Below are 22,290 nucleotides of genomic sequence, written 5' to 3' on the forward strand. Positions count from 1 at the left end.
GCATGCTCCGCGAGACGTATCCCCTGTTCCTCGGCGGCCGCGCGGTGCAGGCCAACTTCGACCTGCCCGTGCTGGACAAGTTCTCCGGCGAGGAGGCGGCCCGCGTGGCCCAGGCCGACCCGGGTACGCTCGACGCGGCGATCGCCGCGGCCGCCGGGACGACGCGGGCGATGGCCGCGCTGCCGCCGTACGCCCGCCAGGCGGCGCTCGAGCACTGCGCGCGCCGGTTCGAGGAGCGCGCGCCCGAGCTGGCGATGGTGCTGTGCTCCGAGGCGGGCAAGCCGATCCGCGACGCCCGCGGCGAGGTGGGCCGGCTGATCGAGACGTTCAAGGCGGCGGCCGCCGAGGTGACGCGACCGCTCGGCGAGGTGCTGCCGATGGCGACCAGCCCGCGCCTGCAAGGCTACCGCGGCCAGTGGAAGCGGGTGCCGATCGGGGCCTGCTCGCTGATCTCGCCGTTCAACTTCCCGCTCAACCTGGCGGCTCACAAGATCGCGCCGGCGATCGCCGCGGGCTGCCCGTTCGTGCTCAAGCCGGCCAGCGCGACGCCGATCTCGGCGCTGCTGATCGGCGAGGTGCTGGCCGAGACGAACCTGCCCGAAGGGTCATGGTCGATCGTGCCGTGCCCGCGCGCCGGCGCCGACGCGCTGGCCAGCGACGACCGGCTGAAGCTGCTCAGCTTCACCGGCTCGCCGGCGGTCGGCTGGGCGATGAAGGCCCGCGCCGGCAAGAAGAAGGTCGTGCTCGAGCTCGGCGGCAACGCGGCCTGCGTCGTCGACGAGACCGCCGACCTCGAGAAGGTGGTGCAGCGGCTCGTCGTCGGGGCGTTCTACCAGTCGGGTCAGAGCTGCATCAGCGTGCAGCGGATCCTGGCCCACGCGTCGATCTACGCCGAGCTGCGCGAGCGCCTGGTCGCGGCCGTGTGCAAGCTGAAGGTCGGCGACCCGCGCCACGAGGACACGTTCATCGGACCGATCATCGCGGAGAAGGAGGCGCGCCGGATCTCCGAGTGGATCGACGGCGCCGTCAAGGCCGGCGCGCGGCTCCTGTGCGGCGGCCAGCGCGACGGGGTGATGGTCGCGCCGACGCTGCTCGAGCGCGTGCCCCGCGACCAGCCGATCGCCGCCGAGGAGGCGTTCGGGCCGGTCGCGCTGCTGCAGGAGTTCGCCACGTTCGACGAGGCGCTGTGGCAGGTCAACGACAGCAAGTTCGGCCTGCAGGCCGGCGTGTTCACCCGCGACATCGACCGCATGCACCAGGCCTGGGACACGCTCGAGGTCGGCGGGGTCATCATCAACGACGTGCCGTCGTTCCGCGCCGACCCGATGCCCTACGGCGGGGTCAAGGACTCCGGCCTCGGCCGCGAGGGCCTGCGCTTCGCCATCGAGGACATGTCGGAGATCCGGATGCTCGTGGTGCGGTGACCGACGCCGCGAGGTGTCCCGAAGAGCATGTCGCAGGGGACATGCTCGAAGAGACCTATCAGCGTGGTGGGGGCAGGGTTCACACGACCGGGACGGTGCCGCCGTCGATGGTGGTCTCGCTGCCGTGGATCGAGGCGGCGCGGTCGGACACGAGGAAGGCGACCAACTCGGCGACCTCCTCCGGCTGGCCGGGGCGGCCGATCGGGATCCCGCCGAGCGAGGTCATGAGGCCGTTGCGGGCGGTGGCCTCGTCGGTGCCGGCCTCGGCGGCGAGGCGGGCCACGAGGGCGTGAGCGGCGGCGGTCTCGACGTAGCCGGGGGCGATGCTGTTGATCCGGACGCCCTGGGGGCCGAACTCCTTGGCCAGGCCCTTGCTGTAGGTGGTGAGGGCGGCCTTGGCCGCGGCGTAGGCGAGCATGGCCTCGAAGAGCGGCATGCGCCGCTGGATCGACGAGACGTGGAGGATGACGCCGGAGCGCTGGGCGACCATGCCGGGCAGGAAGGCGCGGTCGAAGCGGACGGCGGCGAGCAAATTGAGGTCGAGGTCGTGGCGCCACTGCTCGTCGTCGAGGGCGAGGGCGCCGCCGCCGGGGGCGGTCGAGCCACCGGCGTTGTGCACGAGGATGTCGAGGCCGCCGAGGTCGTCGGTCACGGCGCGGACGACCCGGTCGACGCCCTCGCGGGTGGCGATGTCGGCCTGCACGAACAGGGCCGGCTCCTGTCCTTCGGGCAAGGCGGAGCGCGCGGTGGTGGCGACCGTGGCGCCGCCGGCCATGAGCCGGCGAACGACCGCGGCGCCCATGCCCTTCGTGCCGCCGGTGACGAGGACGCGCTTGCCGGTGAATTCGCGGGAATCGTAGAAGAGGGGCGTTGCCGGGCTCATGGGTCGATCTCCGGGGAGCGCACGCGCGGCGCGTCGCTCGCCGGCCGCCGATTGCTCGAACCGCGAAGATGGGACTAGTCTGCCGGAGTGACAAGTTCGCACGAGAAAGTCAGCGACGCACCCGCAGCGAAGTCGGAGCCGCTCACCCCGGAGGCGGCGGCCGAGGCGGTGGGCGAGGCGCTGGCGCTGCTCGAGGGGCGCTGGAAGCTGCGGATCTTGTTCCACCTGTTCGGCGGCAAGGTGCTGCGCTACTCGGAGCTGGAGCGCGCGATCCCGGAGGTGTCGCAGAAGATGCTGGCGCAGCAGCTGCGTCGGCTCGAGAGCGACGGTTTGGTGCGTCGCGAGGTGTTCGGGGAGGTGCCGCCGCGCGTCGAATACCGCCTGACCGAATGGGGGCAGTCGCTGTGCCCGACCCTCGATTCGCTCTTGAGATGGTCGGCGCGGCGGGAGCCGGCCGGCGCCGCGTCGCCTCCGATCGAGACGGAGTGAGCGGGGCCCGGGCGGGCCCGGGACGATGGAACGGCGGGCGGGTCAGGGCCCAGGGCGCCGGGGTCCGGGTGCCTGGCTCTTCGGACAGGCGAGCGGGCCACAGGCCACGAGCGCCGCGGTCCGCCGTGACGTCGAACGGACGGTCCGGCTGGCCGGCCGAGGAGTGCGCGCGCTGCGGTCGCCCTCTGTCTCGTCGCGCGGGCGCGGTCGCCTGGCTCTCCGGACAGGTGCGCGAGACCAGGCGACCGCGGCCGGGCGGTCGCCTGGCTCCCGGGACAGGGGGAAGCGATTCTCGGCGAGAGCGGTCGGCTCGGGCGCCTGGCTCTTCAAACAGGTGCACGACACCAGGCGAGAGCTACCGGCTCGGGCGCCTGGCTCTCGGGAAGCGACCCTCGGCGAGAGCGGTCGGGTTCGGGCGCCTGGCTCTCGGGACAGGGGAAGCGACCCTGGGCGCCGGTGGCCGGGCTCGGGCCCCTGGCTCTCGGGACAGGTGAGGCGAGGCCGCGCCACCGACGCTCGCGCGTCGCCTGGCGCTCGGGCCGGACGAACGACGTAGCGCTCGCGGTCGCCTGTCTCTTCGGTCAGACGAGTCGAGCCGCCGGCGTCGGCACGCGGTCGCGACGAAACCGCCCGGAGTCGCGGGACGCCGGGCGGGAGGGGAGCGGGCGCCGATTACCTCAGCGAGCCGCGGAGCCGCGGGATGGTGTCGGGGAGGACGACGCTGACAAGGATGCCGAGCGGCGCCTTGACGCAGTCGACGGCCATGCCCATGCGGTACTTGTCGGTCAGGTCGACGACGATGATCATGACGTTGCCCTCTTCGCCGAGGCGAAGGAGCGTCTGGTAGACGAAGTCGGGCACCGGCAACTGCGACTTCTTGAGCGCCTCGGTGATCCTCTCGCAGAGGATGTTGAAGAGGGCGCATGCCTTGGGCGAGCTACGGATGCCAGCGACCGACATACCGGAGGTCTTGCTGAAGACGTCGATGGTGGCGAGGCCGCCCATCAGGCCGTCTTCGATCTCGGTGAGGGTCGAATTCACGTCTTTCAGGTTCATCTCGGTGTGCCTCTCGGGCCGCGATCAGCGAGCGCGTGGACCACACTACATGGAGCCGGGGCCGGTGCTCACGCGATCGGCGGGGGGTCGGCGAAAAACCGGCGCCGTCGGTCCGCGGGCGCGCGTGCGTCGCGGGTTGCACGCGTTCGGCAGAAGCGGCCGCAGAGGCCTCTGGGCGGCTTTCTGGCGCTCCCTGGACTCTGCGCGTCCAGCGCAAGGGGACCAGAAATCCCCCTTGGCCTGGGGGGATCCGGGCGACGGGGGTGTCGCCGGCCGTAGATCGCCCCCGGTCCGGTCCCGGCGGGCCGGGCGGCGAGCTGTCTCCCAGGCCAGGCCTCGCGGGGGGCCGGCGCGCCCGCCGGGGTAGGCCTGCCGGCTGTCCTTGAGGGCAGGTTCGAGGGGACGGCGCCGGGACGGACGTCGCGACGGCGGCGAGGTCGGGCTGAGCCGACCTCGCCGCGTGGCTGTCCTTCAGGTCAGATTAGCTGTCTTTCAGGCCAGGAGGGCGGCGCACGGGGTGTTCGAGTAGCCGTCGCCGTCGGCGTTGGTGGCGCCGACCTCGGTGGCCTCCGGCACGACCGACTGCAGGCAGGCGAGCAAGATGTCGGAGGTGTTCTCGCCGGAGGGCGAGTGGTAGTGCTCGGCGGGGTAGCGCAGGGTGCCGCCGCCGCGGCCGGCGACGATGCACGGCTGGTCGAACACGCTGTGGGTGTAGCCCGAGGCGGCGTCGCTGCCGAGGATCACGCACGAGTTGTCGAGCAGGTTGCCGTCGCCCTCGACCGTCTCCTTGAGGCGGTTGAGCAGGACGGCGAAGCACTCGACGGTCTTGATCGTGCACTGGTCGACCGCCTCGTTGTCGGCGGTGTCGTGGGTCATGTCGTGGTGACCCTTGGAGTGGCCGAGGCTCTTGAAGATGTGGTAGCCGACCGAGCCCGAGAACTGGACGCTGACGATCCGGGTGAGGTCGCAGCGGAACGCCTCGATGATGATCTCGACCATCGCCGCGTTGACGAGCTCGATCGGCTCGGCGCCGTCGATGTCCATGTTGGTCTCGATCGGCATGCCGGGCAGCGTGCAGGCCGGCGGCAGGGTCTCGATCTGCTTCTTGATCTGCTCGACGCTGGCGAGGTGGGCGTCGAGGCGGATCTTGTCGGCGCTGCCGACCCGCAGCTTGAGCGCCTTCACGTCCTCGCGCACGGCGTCGAGGATGTCGACGCGCGGGCCCTTGGTCGGGTCGTCGGGCGGGACGAAGCTGTCGAACAGGGCGGCGAAGGCCTCCTGCGGGTTGAAGAACGGCGGCAGCGGCTGGTCCGGGCCCTTGTGCGACAGGTACTGCAGGGTCGGGCCCTCGCCGGTGATGACCCGCTTCGACACCGCGAGCTGCAGCGACGGCATGAAGGTCTGGTCGCCGATCGCGGCGGCGGCGACCTGGTCGATCGAGGGGCCGCCGAACTTCGACGAGTAGCTGTTCTCGGCGTGCGGCAGCTCGATGAACGGGTAGCCGGAGAAGAAGCCGGCGCAGCCGTCGTGGTGGCCGCGGCGGTGCTTCGACGAGGCCTTGATGTCGAAGCCGGTGAGCAGGTTGCAGTACTCGCGCACGCCCGCGAGCGCGGCGAGCTGCGGGGTCAGCGGGTAGTTGGGCCCGGTCTCGGCGGGGGCCCAGCGGTTGCCCTTGCCGACGTCGGCGGGGTCGACGAGGGCGACGCCGTTGCCGAAGTGCCAGGTGATCATGCGCCGCGGCAGGGCGGTGCCGTCGGCGTGGGCGGTGCCGTTCGAGTTGAGCATGGCCTCGAGCAGCGGGAGCGCGAGCGCGACGGAGGTGCCCCCGGCGACGCCGCGGAGCATGGTGCGACGGCTGAGTTGATGGCGCTTCATGACTCGTGCTCCTTTCACTCCGGAGTGCCCACGCGCAGGAAGGCGGGGCTGGCGACGAGCTCGGCGAGGAGCTCCTTCATGCGGTACTCGTTGTCCTCGAACACCTGGTCGAGGTCCTTCAGCGCCCCGGCCTCGCCCGGCACCTCGAGGTGGCCGGTGGCGTGGCGGAACAGGTTGCGCACGAGGCAGCGCGTGACCGCCGGGCTCTCGCGCAGGAGGGTGCCGAGCTCGCGGGCGCCGTCGAACTCGCCGAGGCCGTCGAGGGTGCTGACGGTGTTGAGCGTGACGCCGTTCTCGACGAGGCGGAACACGCCGATGCCGTCGAAGTTCTCGAGGCCGAAGCCGATGTCGTCCATGAGCTTGTGGCAGCCGGAGCACGACGGGTTGGTCTGGTGCTCGGCCAGCCGGTCGCGCATGGTCGGGTAGTCCTCGCCGACCGGCAGCTCGGTGACGACGTCGGGCGGCGGCGCCGGGATGCCCTGGCACATCAACACCTCGCGCACGAACTTGCCGCGCAGGGTCGGCGAGGTGCTGCTGATGTGCGCGTAGGCGGCGAGGAAGCCGCCCTGGCCGAGCAGGCCGCCGCGCTTGCTCTCGACCGGCAGGTCGAACTGCTGCCAGGTGTCGCCGAGCACGGCGGGGTCGGGGATGAGGCCGTACAGCGCGGCGAGCGGGCCGTTGGCGAAGGTGTACGGGGCGTTGAGGAAGTCGCGGAAGTCGGCCTCGCGGGTGAAGGCGATGTCGTCGATCAGCTTCAACGCCTCCTCCCGCATGGCGGCCCCGAGCGCGGGCGACCAGGCGGGGAAGGTCGCGGGATCCTTCGGCAGCGCCTCGAGCGTGCGCAGGCGCAGGACCTCGGCGAAGAACCCGCCGAGGGCGGCGCGCGCGGCCGGCGTCTCGAGCATGGTCCAGGCGACAGCCCGGATGTCGTCGGCGGTGGCGAGGCCGTCGCCCTCGCCGAGGTCGATGAGCTCGCGCGTCGGGGTGGTGTCGAGCAGGAAGAAGCTCAGGCGCGTGGCGAGCTCGACGCCGGTCAGCACCCGCTGCGCCGGATCGTCGGGGTCGGGCTCGCCGACCTCGACCTGGTAGAGGAAGTAGGGCGACTGCAGCAGGCCGGCGACGGCGTACTCGCGGCCCGCCTCCCAGCTGCCGAACGCCAGCGCGGCGTCGCGGCCGACCGCGCCGTAGCGATCGATCTCCGCCTGCGTGAGGCTGCGGCGCCAGGCGACGCGGCCGAAGTTGGTGACGAACTCCTTGTGACAGGCCTCGTCGTCGGGCCCGGTCGGCACGCAGGTGTGGTAGCTGGCGAGGATCGCGTCGTCGGCGGCGGCCGCGACCTTGCGCGCCGACTTCTCGTAGGTGTCGACGGCCTGATCGTTGAGCGCGAGCTGAGCGGCGCCGATCGCCTCGAAGCCGTTGATGGCGCTGTCCGGCGGGGTCTCAACCTCGGCGGCCGCGGCGTCGCCGAGCAGGTAGGCGACCGAGCTCCGGTACTGGCGCGCGAGCAGGAGGCGCAGCCGGGCCGGGGCCGGGGCGAACGCTTCGCCGCCGCCGTCGGTCGGGTCACCGTCGGTCGGATCACCGTCGGTGCCGGCGGGGTTCGGCCCGCCGGTCTCGGTGGGATCCTCGCCGGCGGTGAGGGTCGGGCTCGAGGCGCTCTCGTTCTGGCCGGCGCCGTGGTAGCAACCGCCGGCGAGACTCGCCGTGAGAGTGAGGAGGACCGCGAGCTCACCCGGACCTTGCGGCCTGGATGGTGCGCGGGCGAAACGATGCTGCCTGGGCATGGGCGGCTCCTTGCTGGGGGATCCACCATAAAGGGGGTCAAGATCTGCGTCCACGGCGCGCACCGTGAGGGGGCCTGTCTACTGAGGTTCCCTGTCCGCAGAAGACCCCACGGGTCGAGGTCGGGCCGTGACGCGCCCGCGAAAGCGTTGTATTACCGGTCGTGGAGCGATGAACCTCGTCCCGCCGACGTACATCTGCCTCGACCTGCCCGAGCCGCAGGCGTCGGAAGTGATGGCGCTGCGTCGCCGCTACTGTCAGCGCCTCAAAGACTTCCCGCCCGAGATCACGATCACCGGCTCGAGCGGCGTGGGCGCGATGCTGCCGCAGCTCCACTGGGACCGCGTCGAGCCCAAGCTCGAGGCCATCGCGCAGGAGTGGGCGCCGATCCGCGCGAGCCTCGGCGGGATGGTCCGCTTCCCGGACACCGACATCTTCTGCCTCAGCATGTCGGACCCGATGCCGTTCATGGCCCTCCACGAGGCGCTCAAGCACTCGGGGATCGCGTTCGAGGAGAGCCAGTTCCCGTTCTTCCCGCACTGCACGATCCGCATGGCCGGCCCGCTCACCGACCAGGACATCAGCGCGCTGTTCTCGCTCTCCGTCCCCGGCGAGTTCACGATCGCCGAGCTGGCCCTGTATCAGCGGACGCCCGACGACCGCATCGTCCGCGTGTGGTCGCGGCCGCTCGCCGGCTCGTGAGCCCCGCGGCCCGCGAGAAGTTGTTGCCGGGCAGGCCCGCGCTCGGGTACTCGGTCGATCGTGCGCAGATCGGGCCTCGTATCCCTCGTCACCGTCGGCCTCGTCGCTTGCCAGGATCCGGCCGCGAGCAGCGCGACCGACGACGCCTCGGGCTCGGAGTCGACCTCCGAGATGTCCTCCACGACAGGTCCGATGGAACCTGTCCCAACGACCTCGTCATCGGGCAGCTCCGGATCCACCGCCGCGCAGGACGACTGCCCCGAGGGCTGCGCCGCCGACGAGGCCTGCGTCGCCGGCATCTGCGAGGCGGTCGGTCGCGCGGACATCGAGGCCGGCTGCCACCCGCTCGGCGACCCGGCGGGCCGCGGGCAGTGCGTGTACCCGTGGCCGTCGAACTTCTACACGCAGCCCGCGGCCGAGAGCTCGACCGGCCTGGCGGTCGCGTTGCCGGCGGCGCTGCTGCCGAAGAACACGCAGCAGGCCGAGTTCCCCGCGGATGATTTCCTCAATGGGAAGCCGGGGTTCACTCCGAACGCGCAGATCCGGTTCGCGTCGGCGCGGCCGATCGATCCGGCCGCGCTGCCGCCGATCGCCGACATCGGGCGCTCGCTGGCCGACGACGCGCCGATCGTGCTGCTCGAGGTCGGCTCGGGGGAACGCTGGCCGTACTTCGCGGAGGTCGATGCGACGGCCGTGGCCGGCGAGCCGCAGACGATCTTCGTGCGGCCGATGCGACAGCCGCGTGCGGGCGAGCGCTACGTGGTCGCCGTTCGCAGGCTGCGCGATAAAAACGGCGAGGAGATCCCGGCCTCGCCGCTGTTCCGCGCGCTGCGCGACGAGCTCGTGACCGACGTGCCGCAGCTCGAGGCCGAGCGCGGGCGCTACGACGAGATCTTCGCGGCGCTCGCCGCCGCAGGGGTCGATCGGGCGTCGCTGCAGCTGGCGTGGGACTTCACGACGAACACGCAGGCGGAGCTGCAGCGCGACTTCACGGCGATCGTGCCGCAGATCGTGGCGAGCGCGGAGGCCGGGGACCTCGGCTACACGATCGAAGAGGTGAGCGAGGACCCGGGCACGGAGGTGCCGCTGGTGGTGCGCGGGACGTTCACGGTGCCGAGCTGCCTCGCCGGCGACAGCGGCCCGGGCACGGTGTTCGCCCGCGATCCGGGAGGGCTGCCGGACTGCTCGAACACGGCGACGGCGAACTTCTGGATCGCGGTGCCGCAGGCGATCTACGAGGCGAAGACGCCGGCGCCGGTGGCGGTGTACGGCCACGGCCTTCTGGGCTCGGGCTCGGAGGCGGAGTCGGTGGCGAAGAAGAACGGGGCGCTGATCATGGCCGGGACCGACTTCTGGGGGATGTCGGAGGACGACATCGCGGCGGTGATCGGGATGATCGGGCAGAACTTCACCGGGGGTCGCACGCTCGGCGAGCGACTGGTGCAGTCGGCGGTCAACTTCACGACGCTGGCGTACCTGGCCCAGGGCGAGCTGGCGGCGGAGCCGGCGCTGCAAGGGTTGATCGATCCGTCGACGGTCTACTACATCGGCGGGTCGCAGGGCGGGATCATGGGCGCGACGGTGACTGCGATGGCGCCCAACCTGCAGCGCGCGGTGCTGGTGGTCGGCGCGTCGAACTACTCGCTGATGGTGTGGCGCTCGACGGCGTTCGAGGAGGTGAACTCGGTGTGGGCGGCGACGCAGCCGAGCGTGCAAAACCGCGAGTTCCTGTTCGCGCTGTACCAGGCGGTGTTCGACGTGGCGGACCCGGTGACGTACCGCTCGGTGATCGAGGAGGCAGGCGATGCGCTGCTGCTGATCGAGTCGATCGGCGACGCGCAGGTGGCGAACATCGCGTCGGAGGCGATGGCCCGCTCGTACGGGATGAGGATGGCGGGACCGTCGGTGTACCCGGTGTGGGGGATCGAGGATGCGCCGCCCGGGTTCACGGGGTCGGCGCTGCTGCAGGTCGATACGAAGCAGGGGCCGCTGCCTCCGGTCGAGAACCTGCCGGCCGAGGGCGACAACGGGGCGCACGGGGCGGCGGTCGACGATCCGGCGGTGCAGGGGATCCTCGGGGCGTTCTTGCTCGAGGGGGTGGTCGAAAATCAGTGCGACGGGGCTTGCGACCCGGGGTAGGTCGCGTCGGGGGCGAGGTGCAGTGGTTCGCGAATTGCCGCCCTGCGCCTCGCGGGGTCCGGGGAAGGGCTGCAGCCGTGAGAGTCCGCCTCGCCGTCGTGGGCTCCGATGGCGGGTGTCTTTTGGGGCAGGTCACGGGGCGGCTGTTCGACGGCCAGGGCTGCCCGCCGAGCAGACGCTTTCTCGCGTCATGACCGGCGTGGCATCTCTGCGCGGGGAGGGCCGGAAGGCGCGGGAGACGGGCGGCCCCGTGGCCAGGGCTGGCGATCGGACCGGAGGGGTCGGGGGTCCGGGCGTGGTTGGAGGTGGTTGCTCTCCAGGACATGTCCGAATGGGAATGTCCGCGGCAGGGGGCTGTGCGAGGAGGTGGTCGGCTCCGCGGCGCGTCCCGCGTCGCGCGTGCGCTCGCGCGCCCGCTGCGGCAGCGAAGCGCGCGGCGAGGCGCTCGCGGCCTTGCGAGTTCTTCGGGTATCTCGCAGATTCATCGCGCCCCGGGCCGGACGTGGAGAGCCATGCCCAGATCCTGCTGGTCGAGGACGACGCGCGGCTCGCGGCGTTGATCACGGCTTTCCTGACCACGCAAGGGTTTCAGGTCCGGGCCGTGGCCGACGGCCGCGCGGCGATCGCTGCGATCCTCGACCAGCCGCCGGACGGCGTCATCCTCGACATGTTGCTGCCGGGCGCCGACGGACTCGAGGTGTGTCGCACGGTCCGCGCCCGCTACCGCGGGTTCATCCTCGTGTTGACGGCGCAGGACGAAGACATCCACGAGGTCGTCGCGCTCGACACGGGCGCCGACGACTACCTGACCAAGCCCGTACGGCCCCAGGTGCTCCTCGCCCGCCTGCGGGCCCTGCTGCGGCGCGGGGCGCGGGTGAGCGGCGCCGACGAGCGCAGCTCGTGCATCCTCGCGGGCGACCTCGCCATCGACGTCGATCGCCGGACCGTCACCCGCGGAGGCGCGCCCGTCGTCCTCACCGACGCCGAGTTCGACCTGCTCTGGTTGCTGGCGAGGCGAGCGCCGGCGGTGCTCTCGCGCGACGAGCTGGTGGCCGAGCTGCGCGGGATCGAATTCGACGGCCTCGATCGTTCGATCGACATGCGGGTGTCCAAGCTGCGCCGCAAGCTCGGCGACGACCAGCCGCCTCACCGCGTGATCCGGACGGTTCGCGGCCGCGGCTACCTGTTCGTGAAGGACCGATGAACAACCTGTTCGTACGCTTCTACGTCGGTGTCGTCGCCGCGCTGGCGCTGGCGCTGATCCTCCTCGTGGTCGCGGCCGCCGGGCGGCGTGAGACGGTCGCCGAGCGCGAGGACCAGGACGCCAGGCTCGCCGAGCACTACGTCGCGCTGACGCAGGGCAACCACTGGCTGATGCAGGAGGCGCTGCTCGACCGGCCGCCGGCGGAGTGGGACGCGATCGTCGAGCGGTGGCGGCCGCACTTCCGCTACCCGATCGAGCTGCGGTCCGCCCGGGAGGTGCTCGCCGGCGAGCTGCCGCCGTTCGTGCGCGAGCGGGTCGCGGCGGGTGAAGCGGCGGCGTGGTCGCGCGTCACCCACGCGACCTCGGAGCGCCTCTCGCTCTACCTGCCGCTCGCCGGGACGGACCGCGTGCTGGTCCAGGAGCTCGAGCTCGGGCCGCCGGTCGACGTGCTGCTCGAGCTGATCGGCGTCGACGTCATGGTGTTGCTGGCGATCCTCGGGCTCACGATCCTGGCGCTGACGCGGCCGCTCGCGCGCCACGTGACCCGCCTGGCGGAGGCCGCTCGCGCGTTCGGTTCGGGTCAACTAAACGCGCGGGTCCCCACGACCGCGCCGGAGCCGATCGGTCGGCTCGCGCGCACCTTCAACGCCATGGCGGAGCGCATTCAGCGGGCCTCGGACGCGCAACAAGCGACGCTGCAAGCCATCTCCCACGAGCTGCGCACGCCGATCGTGCGCCTCCACTTCGCCCTCGAGGTCGCCGGCAGCGCGCTGGCCGAGGTCCCGGCGGCGCGAGACCACCTCGAGGCGATGGCCCGCGATGTCGGCGAGATCGAGGCGCTGGTCGAGGAGCTGCTGATCTACGCGCGGCTGCAGCCCGGCGCGCCGCCGCTCGAGCTGGCGCCGCTCGACCTGGCCGAGGTCGTGCGTGACGTCGTGCGCGACCTCGGGCCGCTGGCGCCCGCGCTCCCGCCGGTGATCGAGGGGCCGGCGTCGGCGCCGTGCATGGCCCATGAGCGACACCTCGCGCGCGCCGTCAGCAACCTGCTGCGCAACGCCCAGCGCCACGCGCGGGCGCAGATCCGGGTCCGGTTCGACCTCACCGACGCCTTCGCCACGGTGTCCGTCGACGACGACGGCCCCGGCATCCCCGAGGACCAGCGCGCGCGCGTGTTCCTGCCGTTCGAGCGGCTCGACGCCAGCCGCAACCGCGCGACCGGTGGGTACGGCCTCGGGCTGGCCATCGTGCATCGGGTGATGCAAGCCCACGGGGGCAGCGCGCGAGCCGAGAGCAGCGAGCTCGGCGGCGCGCGCTTGATCCTGACCTGGCCCCGCGGCGCCGAGGCCGCTTGATCGCCCTCAGGGGGCGTTCGGAGGGCGCTGGCGGGCGCGCTGGAAGCGGCGGCGTACGACCTCGAGCTCGTCGCCGATGAGGATGGGGCCCGGCGATGTCGACGGCGCCCCGTCTTCCCACGCGTCGGTGGTGCCGAGCAAGGCGGCGGCGGTCGCCGGATCGCCGTGGAAGTCGAGGGGCACGATGTCGGAGAGGCAGGACGTGTCGACCGGCGCGAGCGGATCTTCGACGAAGGCGGCGAACATCGACAGGCCGCAGGGGGTGTGCGGCGCCGTCACGGTCGGGGTCCGGACCACGATGCCGTGGGGAGCGTCGGGGACCGCCACGAACGTCTGGCCCGGCTTCGCGTAGTGCGGCGCGATCTCGTCGGCGAATTCGATCGGGGTCTGCGGATCGAGCGTGCCGTTCATCATGAGCATCGGGAAGGCGACCGAGGGGTATTCGCCGACGTACTCGTCGCGCGGGTACCGCGGCCACTGCTCGTAGAGGGCGTACTCCGAGGCGACGTCGCCGCCCCAGAAATACGCCTGTTCCTGGGTCTCGAGGGCCTGCGCGAGCGGGGGCAGCTCGAGGGACATCATCTCCGAGATGGCGATGTGGTTGCCCAACACCTGCGACGACAGCAGGACGTCCGGAGGCGCGGAGTCAAGATCGGGCGCGGCGGTGAGGACGGCGAGGAGGTTGTGGAAGACCGCGACATCGCCCGCTTCGCAGCGGTTCCCGCGATAGACGAGCGCCGGGATCAGCGGGCGGGTCTCGAGGGCGGCCAGGAAGGCGCCGAACAGTTGTTTGGCCATGGTGCGCGTGATGCCGGCCTCGGCGAGCCCGCCGCAGGCCCCCTCGTCCAGCCCGTCGAGGAACGCGCCCATGGCCGCGAGCGGATCGCCGCCGAGTTTGCCGGCGCAGAAATCGTCGGCCGCGCACGCCTGCATGAACTTGCGGCCGACCCGGTCGACCCAGGGGTCGAACTGGTCGAGCGAGCACAGGCCGGCCTGACACAAGCTGTCGAGCGTCACCGAGGTCGGCTGCTCGGGGAAGAGCTGCATGTATCGCTGGGCCCAGTAGCTGCCGTAAGAGACGCCGTACACGTGCACGTCTTGGTCCGGGGCCCGCGTCCACGCGATGAGCGCCCCGACGTCCCGCGCGGCCTGGGTCGTGTTGAAGTCCGCGAGCCCGTCACCCCAGGTCGCTTCGAGGTGGTCGATGCAGGCGGGCCACTCGCCCGGCTCGATGGCGTCGACGCCGGGCACCTCGTGGTCAGGGCAGCCGAGGCGGGTCGAGCGGCCGACACCGCGGTGATCGAGAATGTAGATGTCGCTCGCCGGCGAGAGCTCCCGCAGGGGTCGGACGACCGTGTCCTCGAACGGGGCGCTGGACTGACCAGGGCCGCCGGACAGCAGCCAGACCTGCCGGGTCTTCGGGCCGCTGCCGGCGATGCGCTTGACGAACAGCTCGATCGTTTCGCCCGCCGGATCATCCCAGTCACGCGGGACCTCGACGACCGCACAGTCGGCCTCGTCTCCGCTCCCGTGGGTGCTCAGGGGGCAGGGTTCCCACGCGAGCATCGGCGTGTCGCCGTCGGTGTCTCCCGTGTCGCCGTCGGTGGCGCCGGAATCGTCGGTACCCACGGTCGCTTCGGTCTCGCTGCCGGGATCGACATCGGTGTCGTCGCTCTGCGCCTCCGCGCATCCATGCATCGCCGCCAGGCCGAGGCCGGCCACCGCCCAAGACAACCACGAATGAAGCATCATTTCGTCTCTCCGCTCCGTCGCCAGAACAGTGACCCGCGGCCGGAGGGATGTCCGTCGTGAGATTGTCGCCGCGCGTAAGCGTTTGTAACCGGCCGAGCATGATGCGCCGCGTCGCTGCCGCGACGGCTCGTTCGCCGGACCGGAGCGCGGTCGTCGCGGCCGCCGCCGCGAGGGCGTACCGGACGGGAATGATGGGACATGACCCGGAGGGAATGTCCACGCGAGCATGTCTAAAAAGACATGCTCGACGAGGCATGTCCGTCAGGGCATGGCGTGGAGGGTCGGCTGCAGCATGCCGGCGAGGCAGCCGAGGGCGGCGGTGTAGTCGCTGTCGCAGACGGACTCGATGCAGCAGCGCATGGCGCGTTCGTTGACGGCGGTGTCGGGGTCGTCGGGGAGGTCGAGCGACTGGCAGACTTCCTGGATCCGGCCGGGCGGGACGGCCTGGCCGGCCGGGCCGACGCAGCCGGGACCGATGCCGAACTCGAACTGCTTGTCGGCCGGGGTGTCGCCGTCGCCGGGGAGGATGTCCTCGGGGCGCCAGTCGCGGTAGACGAGGGCGTCGACGCCGCCGGCGAGCGGCTCGAACGGCGGGGCAGGGTTGTGGGCGGTGACCTGGGGGACGCCGCCGAGGACGAGCATGACGACGTCCTTGCCGTGGAGGTGGCGCAGGTCGGACAGGGCGTCGGTGTAGCGCGCGACGGGGTGGAGGACCTGCTTGTCGTCGGACATGCACCACTCGTAGACGCCGTCGTCGTCGTCGTCGGCGCAGGTCATGCCGGCGTTCCAGCACACGGCGCTGGTCGGCTCGGTCCGCTGGCCGCTGCTGGGGTGCGGCGGCCAGTACTTGCTGAACTCAGGGTCGTCGTGCAGCTTGGGGTCGAAGTAGGCGAAGTTGAGGGTGGAGCAGTCGGTCTCGTCGGTGACGATGACGACGGCCAGCGGCGCGCCAGGGCGCAGGAAGGGCCGCTCGCCGGTGTTCCACCGCGCCTCGAGGTCGAGCGCGCGGACCATGGCCTCGAGCGGCGACTCCATGCCGCAGCCGTCGATGCCCTGCGGGCCGATGCAGGCGAGGGCGTCGGCGGCCGCGTCACCCATGCCGTCGGGATCGATGACGTTGTGGCCGGTGGGGCTGAAGTGGATGAAGGGATCGGTGGGGACCGAGGGCGCAGCCTCGGCGCAGCGCGAGGTGCAGATCTCGGACATCACCGGCGGATCGGCGCCGAGGCCGGTGAACCGCGTGAGCCGCTCGGTGCACGGGGTGTCGATCGGCTCGCCGTCGGCGGCGTCGTAGTCGGGCTTCTCGAACGGCGTGCACAGCGGATGCGGCACGTCCGTGGTGGTGACCATGATGTGCACGTCGGCGCCGACGAGCTGGCCGTTGGCGTCGCTGAGGCCGCGCAGCAGCGAGACGAAGGTGGGGAAGCTGTCGGCGAGCTGGCTCTGCTCCTCGCCCATGGTGCCGGAGTTGTCGATGACGAACAGGACGTCGAGCTGCTGGCAGGCGCCGCCGTCGATGCAGCCGGCCTCCGGCGGCGGATCCTCGCCGGTGGTGACGGGCTCGCCGGTGGTGTCGTCGGGCGGCTCGCCGGTGGTGCCCGGGTCGGCGGTGGTGGTCGGCAGCGGACCGACGGTGGTGTCGTCGACCTGCTGCGAGGTGACGACGAGCGTGTCGAGGCCGCCGGTCTCGGCGCCGTCGGTGTCGCCCGGGAGCTCGCCCAGCGGGCTCGGATCGAGGATGCAGCCGAGATGTACGAAAGGACAGGTGAGAACCACGGCGAGGCCCACCCTCGCCGCGGAGGCGATGGTGCTGCGGTGCGATCTCGAGGTGGGCACGGGTCGTCTCACCCGCCGCGCCGGGTCAGGGCTGCGCGGCCGGTCCAGTACAGAGCGTGGCGGCCCGGTCGACCAGAGGCGAGCCCGGGAATCGCCGCGGGAAGTTGGCCGCGAGGTCGCGCGCGGCGTCGCGCTGCCCGAGGGCGCAGCGCGCCTCGATCTCGAGCAGGCTGCGCTCGGCGGCCAAGATGCCGCCGGGGAACCGCCGGGCGTGCTCCTCGAGGAGCTGGAGGCGCTCGGCCGGGGCGGCCAGCTTGGCCCGCCGCAGCAGGTCGACCTCGGCGGCCACGGTGTCCTCACGCGCAGGCCGGCGGGTCTTGGCGGGGTCCGGAGCGACAGGTTTGTCGGCGGACGGCTCCGGCGGTGCGACCTCGGGCGCGGGCTCGGGCGCGGGGGCGCGGGCCGGTTCGGGGCGCCGGACGGCCTCGGCAGTCTGCGCCGCGTCGCCCTCGCGGGCCTGGTAAGGAGCGGCGACGTGGGTCTGCGGCGCCTCGCCGCGCTGCATCACGGCCCAGGTCAGGGCCAGCAGGACGCCGGCCGCCAGCGCGAAGCCGCCGAGCACCCGCGGGGCGAGGCGCGACCGTCGAGGCGCCTCCTCGTCGAGATCGTCGCCGCCGCCCTCGTCGACGCGCTGCTCGAGCGCCGCGAGGACACGGTCGGCGACCGCGCGGTCGGGCGACTCGGCGCTGCGAAATGCGGCCAGGCGCGCCCGCGCCTCCGAACTCAGCGGTTCCATGCTGCTTGCCTCCCGTCCGCCCGTTCGGTCTCGGCGATGGCCCGCTCGAACTCGGCCCGAGCGGCCCGTAGACGCGAATAAACGGTGTTCAGTTTGACGTCGAGGGCCTGGGAGATCTCCGGCGCCGTGAAGCCCTCGAGGTCGGCGAGGATGAAGACCATGCGCTTGTCGTTGTCGAGGCTGTCGAGGAAGCGTTGCACGAAGTCGGCGGCCTCGGCGCGCTCGGCGACGCGCTCGCGCGGCTGGTGGGTGTGGACGACGGCGAACGCCTGGATCCGGCGCTCATGGCGCCGCAGACCGCGGCGGAAATCACTGGCGACCCGCCGCGCGGTGCCGAACAGCCAGCTCCGCAGCGAGATCTGCGGATCGAGGCCGGGGAGGCGGCGGTGCAGCACGAGGAACACGTCCTGGGCGGCGTCCTCGAGCTGGTCATAAGGGACCCCGAGGCGGCGAAGGATCCGCCAGACGAGGTCGAAGTAAGCGTAGTACACGGTGACGAACCCGCGCTGCGCGTGCTCCTCGGGGCCAGATATGGGCGGCTGAACCTTCAGCACGGCAGTCACTTATTTCTTTGGCCGGGCCGCGGTCGATCCGTCACGCCGCGCGCCCGGCCCGAGACGAATCTCGAGGCCGCCGCCGAAGCGTACGCCGACCGGCTGGGTGATGAACACGAGCTCGTCGCTGACGGTGAACTGGGCCCGCAGCGGGGTGACGAGGAAGTCGGTGCGGACGCCGAGGCCGACCCGCGGGTGCGGGGACCACACGAGGCCGAGCCCGAGCGAGACGGCGAACCAGGGCGGGCGAGCCTCCCGGCGGGAGACGGTGATGCCTGCGCCCTCGGCGAGGAACTGACCGCCCTCGAGCCCGAGGCACACCGGGATCTCGAGGGGCCCGGGGAGGAACCGGCCGCAACCGCGGACCCCCAGGGCCCAGCGGGCGACGACGCCGACCCGGGCGTCCTCGAAGGTCAGCGGGCGCGCGGGCATGTAGTGGCCGACGGCCTCGATGCGGAGGCGGTGGTAGAGGAAGCCGAACGCGCCGCCGATGTCGCCGGCGATCGTCGGGGTGGCGCCGGCGTCGATCGCCCCGTCGACGCGGAGGAGGACGCTGAGCTCGTGGGCGCGGGCGGGCCGGGGGGCGCGCGGACGCGGGGGCGGAGCGTCGCGGGGCGGGGGCGGAGGATCGCCGGCCGGCTCGGGCGCGGGAGCGGCGGGCGCGGGGCCGACGACCTCGGGCGGCGGTGGGACCGGGGGCGGAGGAGCAGGCTCGGGCTCGGGCTCGGGCTCGGGGGCCGGGGGCGCGAGCTGGTTGGCGAACTCGAGCGGGTCGATGGCGATGGCGATGATCAGGGCCGCGGCGCCGTCGAGCGACTCGCAGGCGTCGGCGCGCTCGACCCGGCGCTGGGTCAGCCGCTGCGTGTGGATGTCGAGCCGCAGCTCGTAGCGCCCGGCGACCCGGCGGACGACGCCGCGCACGCGCACGCCCTCGAGGTCGGGCGGCCGGGTGAGGGCGGCCAGGGCGTCGAGGACGTCGTCGCGGGTCGGGCAACCCTCGGGGGCGCGCCACTCGATCGCGGGCGGTCCGGCCAGCGACAGGAGGAGCAGCGCGGAGGTCGGACCGAGCATGGACGCAGCAGCCTCGGATGGTAGGCACGAGCCCGGCCGGGACGCCAGGGGGCTGCGGCGGGGCGCCCGGTGAGTTTGTCCGGCGTTCGGCGGCGAGGAGCCGACCTGGCTTTGGGGACATGTGATTGTGAGCAGGCGGGTCGCCGGGCGGAACCGCCCGGAGGTCGTGGGCGCGCCCCGGGGGCTCGCAACGGCGCGTCCGCGGGGGTGTCAGCGCGGGCGAGGCGGCGGCGTTGGGGAGCTGCACGCCGAGGCACGAGGCTGCCGAGCTGGCCCGTGTCCCGGCCCAAGGAGACGCGCATGAACCCGTGGATGAAGTGGATCCTCCTGGCGACCCCGCTCGCGCTGACGCAGTGCCGCTCGAGCGCGGTGGCCCCGATCGGCACCGTGACCCCGGACGGCAACAACAACGTGATGCTGGCGCATGGGCAAGGGGACGTGGCGTACGAGGGGCCGACGCACACGTTCTCGCCGCGTCCGCACCCGCCGCGCCATCGCAGCGATGCGGCGCCGCCGAACCTGGCGGCGCTGCCGAAGATGGTGTCGCGGATCGATCAGTGCTACGGGCCGAGCGGCGGCGCCATCGCGTCGGGCGGATCTTCGGGCGGTTCGATCGCCAGGCCGACCAAGAGGCCGGCGCCGCCGAAGCCGAAGTACAAGCAGGTGACCTACAGCGGCGGCGGCTCGGCGCCTCCGCCGTCGCCTTCGCGGGTCCAGACCACGCCGACGGCGGGGACGCTCGGCAAGGGCGGCGGAGCGGCCGGTCGCGGCAGCAGCAGCGGGTTCGAGGCCGGTATGGCGGCTCCCTCGTCGCCGCCGCCGCCCCCGGTGACGACGTCGAAGTCGGCGAACTCGCGGGCCGAGGCGGCGGCCGACGTGCGCGTCGTCGAGAAGGCCGAGAAGAAGAAGGACCGCGGCCGCGGGCGCGACAAGGCGGAGGAGGCCCCGGCCGCGAGCGCGCCGGCGCCGGCCGAGGCGCAGGTGGCCCGCGGCGACGCGGAGGACGAGAGCTCGGTGGCGTACGAACCGGTCCCGCGGGACAGCGACGACAGCCAGTACAGCGACTGGGGCCAGGCGACGTACCTGTCGAACGACGACACGATGAGCCTGTCGTCGGCGCAGCGGGTGATCTTCGCCATCGACAAGTTCCTGCCGGTGCCGCTCGAGCACATCCGGCCGCACGAGCTGCTCAACTACTTCTCGTTCGAGACGGCCGAGGTGGCGCCGACCGACGACTTCTCGGTGCTGCCCGAGATCGCCAAGGATCCGAAGCAGGACGGGATCTACAACCTGGCGCTGGCGATCCGCGGGCGCCCGGTCGACAAGCAGGCGCGGCGCAACGGCAACCTGACGTTCGTGGTCGACCGCTCGGGGTCGATGAGCGACGAGGGCCGCATGGACTACCTCAAGCGGGGCATGCGGAGGATGATGGGCGAGCTCAAGACCGGCGACCTCGTCAACGTGGTGCTGTTCGACCACGAGGTGTGCGTGCCGGTCGAGAGCTTCGTGGTCGGCCGCGACAAGCCGGAGGTGCTCGAGAAGGCGATCGAGAAGATGAAGCCGCGCGGGTCGACCGACGTGCACGCGGGCCTGACCCGCGGCTACGAGCTGGCCGACCGCGGCTACCAGCCGACCTACAACAACCGGGTGGTGCTCGTCACCGACGCGCTCGCCAACACCGGCAACACCGACCCGCGGACGATGGCGATGGTCGCCAAGTACTACGACGAGCGGAAGATCCGCCTGTCGGGCGTCGGCGTCGGCACCGAGTTCAACGACGCCCTGCTCGACAAGCTGACCGAGCGCGGCAAGGGGGCCTACGTGTTCCTCGGCTCCGAGGCCGAGGTCGACGCGGTGTTCGGCTCGCGCTTCATCTCGCTGCTCGAGACGACGGCGATGGACGTCCACTTCCAGCTGCACCTGCCGCCGTCGCTGCGCATGGACGTGTTCTACGGCGAGGAGAGCTCGGCGGTGAAGGAGGACGTGCAGGCGATCCACTACTTCGCCAACACGTCGCAGCTGTTCTTGTCCGACGTGATGGCCCGCGGCAAGAAGCTGCGCCCGCAGGACCAGATCATGCTGACGATCGAGTACGAGGACCCGGAGTCGGGGCAGAAGATGGTCGAGGAGCGGGCGTTCTCGCTGGGGGAGATCGAGCGCGAGGCCTACAACATCCGCAAGGGCCGCCTGCTGATCGCGTGGGCCGACCGGCTGGCGTTGATGGCCTCGCGGCCGCAGCCGATCGGCACCGCGCCGGTGGCCGGGGCGTGGATCGACGCTGACGGCTGGCAGCAGTGCGAGCAGGGCAAGGCCGACCTGCGGGACATGGCCCAGGGGATGAACGATCCCGAGGTCACGCGCGTGCTGTCGCTGTGGGACAAGTTCTGCGCGCGCTACGAGCAGCCGCGCAACCCGGTGCGCCGCACCCCGGCGTCCGGACCCGACGCGTGGCCGTCGGCCCGCTGACGAGGAAGGGCGCGAGAGGCCGCAAACCGGCGCCGTCGCGGGGCGGCGGCGCGGCCTTCGCGAGTTCTGAAGGGCGCCGCGCCGCCGCGAGCGGAGCGCGGACGCGAGCGACTCAGGCGCCGGCGCTGCCGAGGTGTGGGCAGCCTGGTCTTGGGAGCATGTCCTCGAGAGCCTGCTCGGGGAGGCATGGCCCGGAGGACCTGCCCTTCGAGTCACATGCAGGGCGGCGAGGCCTCGATCGTGTGCCCGCAGTGGACCTGGGCCTCGGCCGGGCCGGTGGCGGCGATCGTGAGGTGGTAGAGGCGGCAGGCGAGGGTGTTGCCGGCGGCGTCCTCGGTGTTGTACGGCTCGGTGTCCATGAAGTTGGCGCAGGTGGCCATGCAGTCGGCGGGGCTCGGGTGCTCGGTCGGGCAGATCGAGGTGGCGATCGCGCAGAAGCCCTCGCAGCTCTGACCGCACGCGCCGGCGCCGCTCGGGCCGGCGTGGATGCAGTGGACGCCGGGGTCGATCGAGGCCATGCCGGCGTGGTAGGCCCGGCACGACAGCGAGTTGCCGGAGGTCTCGCCCGGCGAGCCCGGCGGCAGGCCGCCGCAGGCGCCGAGGCAGCTCTCGTTGCTCGGGTACTGCGCGTTGGTGCCGGTGCAGCTGCCCATCATCGCCGCGCAGTACATCTGGCAGCCGACGTTGGTGTCGCCGCCGGTGGTCGAGGTGCCGGTGGTCGGGTCGGTGGTGCCGGTGACCGGGTCGACGCCGCCGGTGGAGGTGGACGTGGTGGGCTCGCCGGAGGTCCAGTCGGTCGTGGAGGTCGAGGTGGTGGTCGTCGTCGTGACGTCGCCGCTGACCTGCGTCGCCGACGTGGTCATGAGGGTGGCGGCGGCGGTCGAGCCGGTGTCGTCGCCGCGGGAGTCGTCGAAGCAGGCGGCGAACAGGAGGGTACCGAGGAGGGGAAGGAGGGCGCGAGAGGGCATG

General features: G+C 72.2%; 17 protein-coding genes. 7 read left to right on the forward strand and 10 right to left on the reverse strand.

What is annotated here, in order from left to right:
* Positions 1 to 2 precede the first annotated feature (2 nt).
* Positions 3 to 1,424 (forward strand): aldehyde dehydrogenase family protein, encoded by a 1,422-nt coding sequence (locus NAEX_RS37725; protein WP_096332309.1) that lies wholly within the window; start codon positions 3 to 5, stop codon positions 1,422 to 1,424.
* Between the two features lie 79 nt (positions 1,425 to 1,503).
* Here NAEX_RS37725 and NAEX_RS37730 read toward each other — a convergent pair whose 3' ends face one another.
* Complete coding sequence (locus NAEX_RS37730) at positions 1,504 to 2,307, reverse strand: SDR family oxidoreductase (protein WP_096332310.1); 804 nt, start codon at positions 2,305 to 2,307, stop codon at positions 1,504 to 1,506.
* Between the two features lie 87 nt (positions 2,308 to 2,394).
* On the opposite strand from NAEX_RS37730, the gene NAEX_RS37735 reads away from it, so the two are divergent.
* Complete coding sequence (locus NAEX_RS37735) at positions 2,395 to 2,796, forward strand: winged helix-turn-helix transcriptional regulator (RefSeq protein ID WP_096332311.1); 402 nt, start codon at positions 2,395 to 2,397, stop codon at positions 2,794 to 2,796.
* Between the two features lie 672 nt (positions 2,797 to 3,468).
* On the opposite strand, the gene NAEX_RS37740 is transcribed toward NAEX_RS37735, so the two are convergent.
* From NAEX_RS37740 to NAEX_RS37750, 3 genes are all read right to left on the reverse strand, one after another.
* Complete coding sequence (locus NAEX_RS37740; protein ID WP_096332312.1) at positions 3,469 to 3,852, reverse strand: hypothetical protein; 384 nt, start codon at positions 3,850 to 3,852, stop codon at positions 3,469 to 3,471.
* A gap of 492 nt (positions 3,853 to 4,344) precedes the next feature.
* Positions 4,345 to 5,727, reverse strand: a complete 1,383-nt coding sequence (locus NAEX_RS37745; protein WP_096332313.1) for a DUF1552 domain-containing protein — start codon at positions 5,725 to 5,727, stop codon at positions 4,345 to 4,347.
* Between the two features lie 14 nt (positions 5,728 to 5,741).
* Positions 5,742 to 7,511 (reverse strand): DUF1592 domain-containing protein, encoded by a 1,770-nt coding sequence (locus tag NAEX_RS37750; protein WP_096332314.1) that lies wholly within the window; start codon positions 7,509 to 7,511, stop codon positions 5,742 to 5,744.
* Between the two features lie 169 nt (positions 7,512 to 7,680).
* Between NAEX_RS37750 and NAEX_RS37755 the strand changes: the two genes are divergently transcribed.
* The 4 genes from NAEX_RS37755 (at position 7,681) to NAEX_RS37770 (ending at position 12,906) form a co-directional block, all read left to right on the forward strand.
* Positions 7,681 to 8,211, forward strand: a complete 531-nt coding sequence (locus NAEX_RS37755; protein ID WP_096332315.1) for a 2'-5' RNA ligase family protein — start codon at positions 7,681 to 7,683, stop codon at positions 8,209 to 8,211.
* Between the two features lie 60 nt (positions 8,212 to 8,271).
* On the forward strand, positions 8,272 to 10,350 hold the full coding sequence (locus tag NAEX_RS37760) for a hypothetical protein (RefSeq protein ID WP_096332316.1): 2,079 nt from the start codon (positions 8,272 to 8,274) through the stop codon (positions 10,348 to 10,350).
* A gap of 502 nt (positions 10,351 to 10,852) precedes the next feature.
* Entirely contained in the window at positions 10,853 to 11,554 is a 702-nt protein-coding gene (locus tag NAEX_RS37765; RefSeq protein WP_245913891.1) for a response regulator, read from the forward strand.
* Positions 11,551 to 12,906: an ATP-binding protein gene (locus tag NAEX_RS37770; protein WP_096332318.1), complete on the forward strand. Its 1,356-nt coding sequence runs from the start codon at positions 11,551 to 11,553 to the stop codon at positions 12,904 to 12,906. The genes NAEX_RS37765 and NAEX_RS37770 overlap by 4 nt, the downstream gene beginning before the upstream one ends.
* A gap of 6 nt (positions 12,907 to 12,912) precedes the next feature.
* Here NAEX_RS37770 and NAEX_RS37775 read toward each other — a convergent pair whose 3' ends face one another.
* From NAEX_RS37775 to NAEX_RS37795, 5 genes are all read right to left on the reverse strand, one after another.
* Positions 12,913 to 14,658 (reverse strand): alpha/beta hydrolase, encoded by a 1,746-nt coding sequence (locus NAEX_RS37775; protein WP_170136340.1) that lies wholly within the window; start codon positions 14,656 to 14,658, stop codon positions 12,913 to 12,915.
* 261 nt (positions 14,659 to 14,919) lie between these two features.
* Positions 14,920 to 16,494: a hypothetical protein gene (locus NAEX_RS37780; RefSeq protein ID WP_143141169.1), complete on the reverse strand. Its 1,575-nt coding sequence runs from the start codon at positions 16,492 to 16,494 to the stop codon at positions 14,920 to 14,922.
* 25 nt (positions 16,495 to 16,519) lie between these two features.
* Positions 16,520 to 17,230 (reverse strand): hypothetical protein, encoded by a 711-nt coding sequence (locus NAEX_RS37785; protein WP_096332321.1) that lies wholly within the window; start codon positions 17,228 to 17,230, stop codon positions 16,520 to 16,522.
* The gene (locus tag NAEX_RS37790; protein WP_170136341.1) at positions 17,218 to 17,784 is read right to left on the reverse strand and encodes an RNA polymerase sigma factor; all 567 of its coding nucleotides are present in this window, start codon (positions 17,782 to 17,784) and stop codon (positions 17,218 to 17,220) included. Before NAEX_RS37790 ends, NAEX_RS37785 begins: the two co-directional genes overlap by 13 nt.
* Before the next feature lie 9 nt (positions 17,785 to 17,793).
* Positions 17,794 to 18,855, reverse strand: coding sequence for a hypothetical protein (locus NAEX_RS37795; protein ID WP_096332323.1), 1,062 nt, complete (start codon positions 18,853 to 18,855; stop codon positions 17,794 to 17,796).
* Positions 18,856 to 19,131: 276 nt separating this feature from the next.
* Between NAEX_RS37795 and NAEX_RS37800 the strand changes: the two genes are divergently transcribed.
* Complete coding sequence (locus NAEX_RS37800) at positions 19,132 to 21,321, forward strand: vWA domain-containing protein (protein ID WP_143141170.1); 2,190 nt, start codon at positions 19,132 to 19,134, stop codon at positions 21,319 to 21,321.
* Between the two features lie 212 nt (positions 21,322 to 21,533).
* On the opposite strand, the gene NAEX_RS51345 is transcribed toward NAEX_RS37800, so the two are convergent.
* Positions 21,534 to 22,289, reverse strand: coding sequence for a hypothetical protein (locus NAEX_RS51345; protein WP_096332325.1), 756 nt, complete (start codon positions 22,287 to 22,289; stop codon positions 21,534 to 21,536).
* Position 22,290: the final 1 nt, after the last annotated feature.

Source organism: Nannocystis exedens (genome assembly GCF_002343915.1).
Taxonomy (GTDB): Bacteria; Myxococcota_A; Polyangia; order Nannocystales; family Nannocystaceae; genus Nannocystis; species Nannocystis exedens.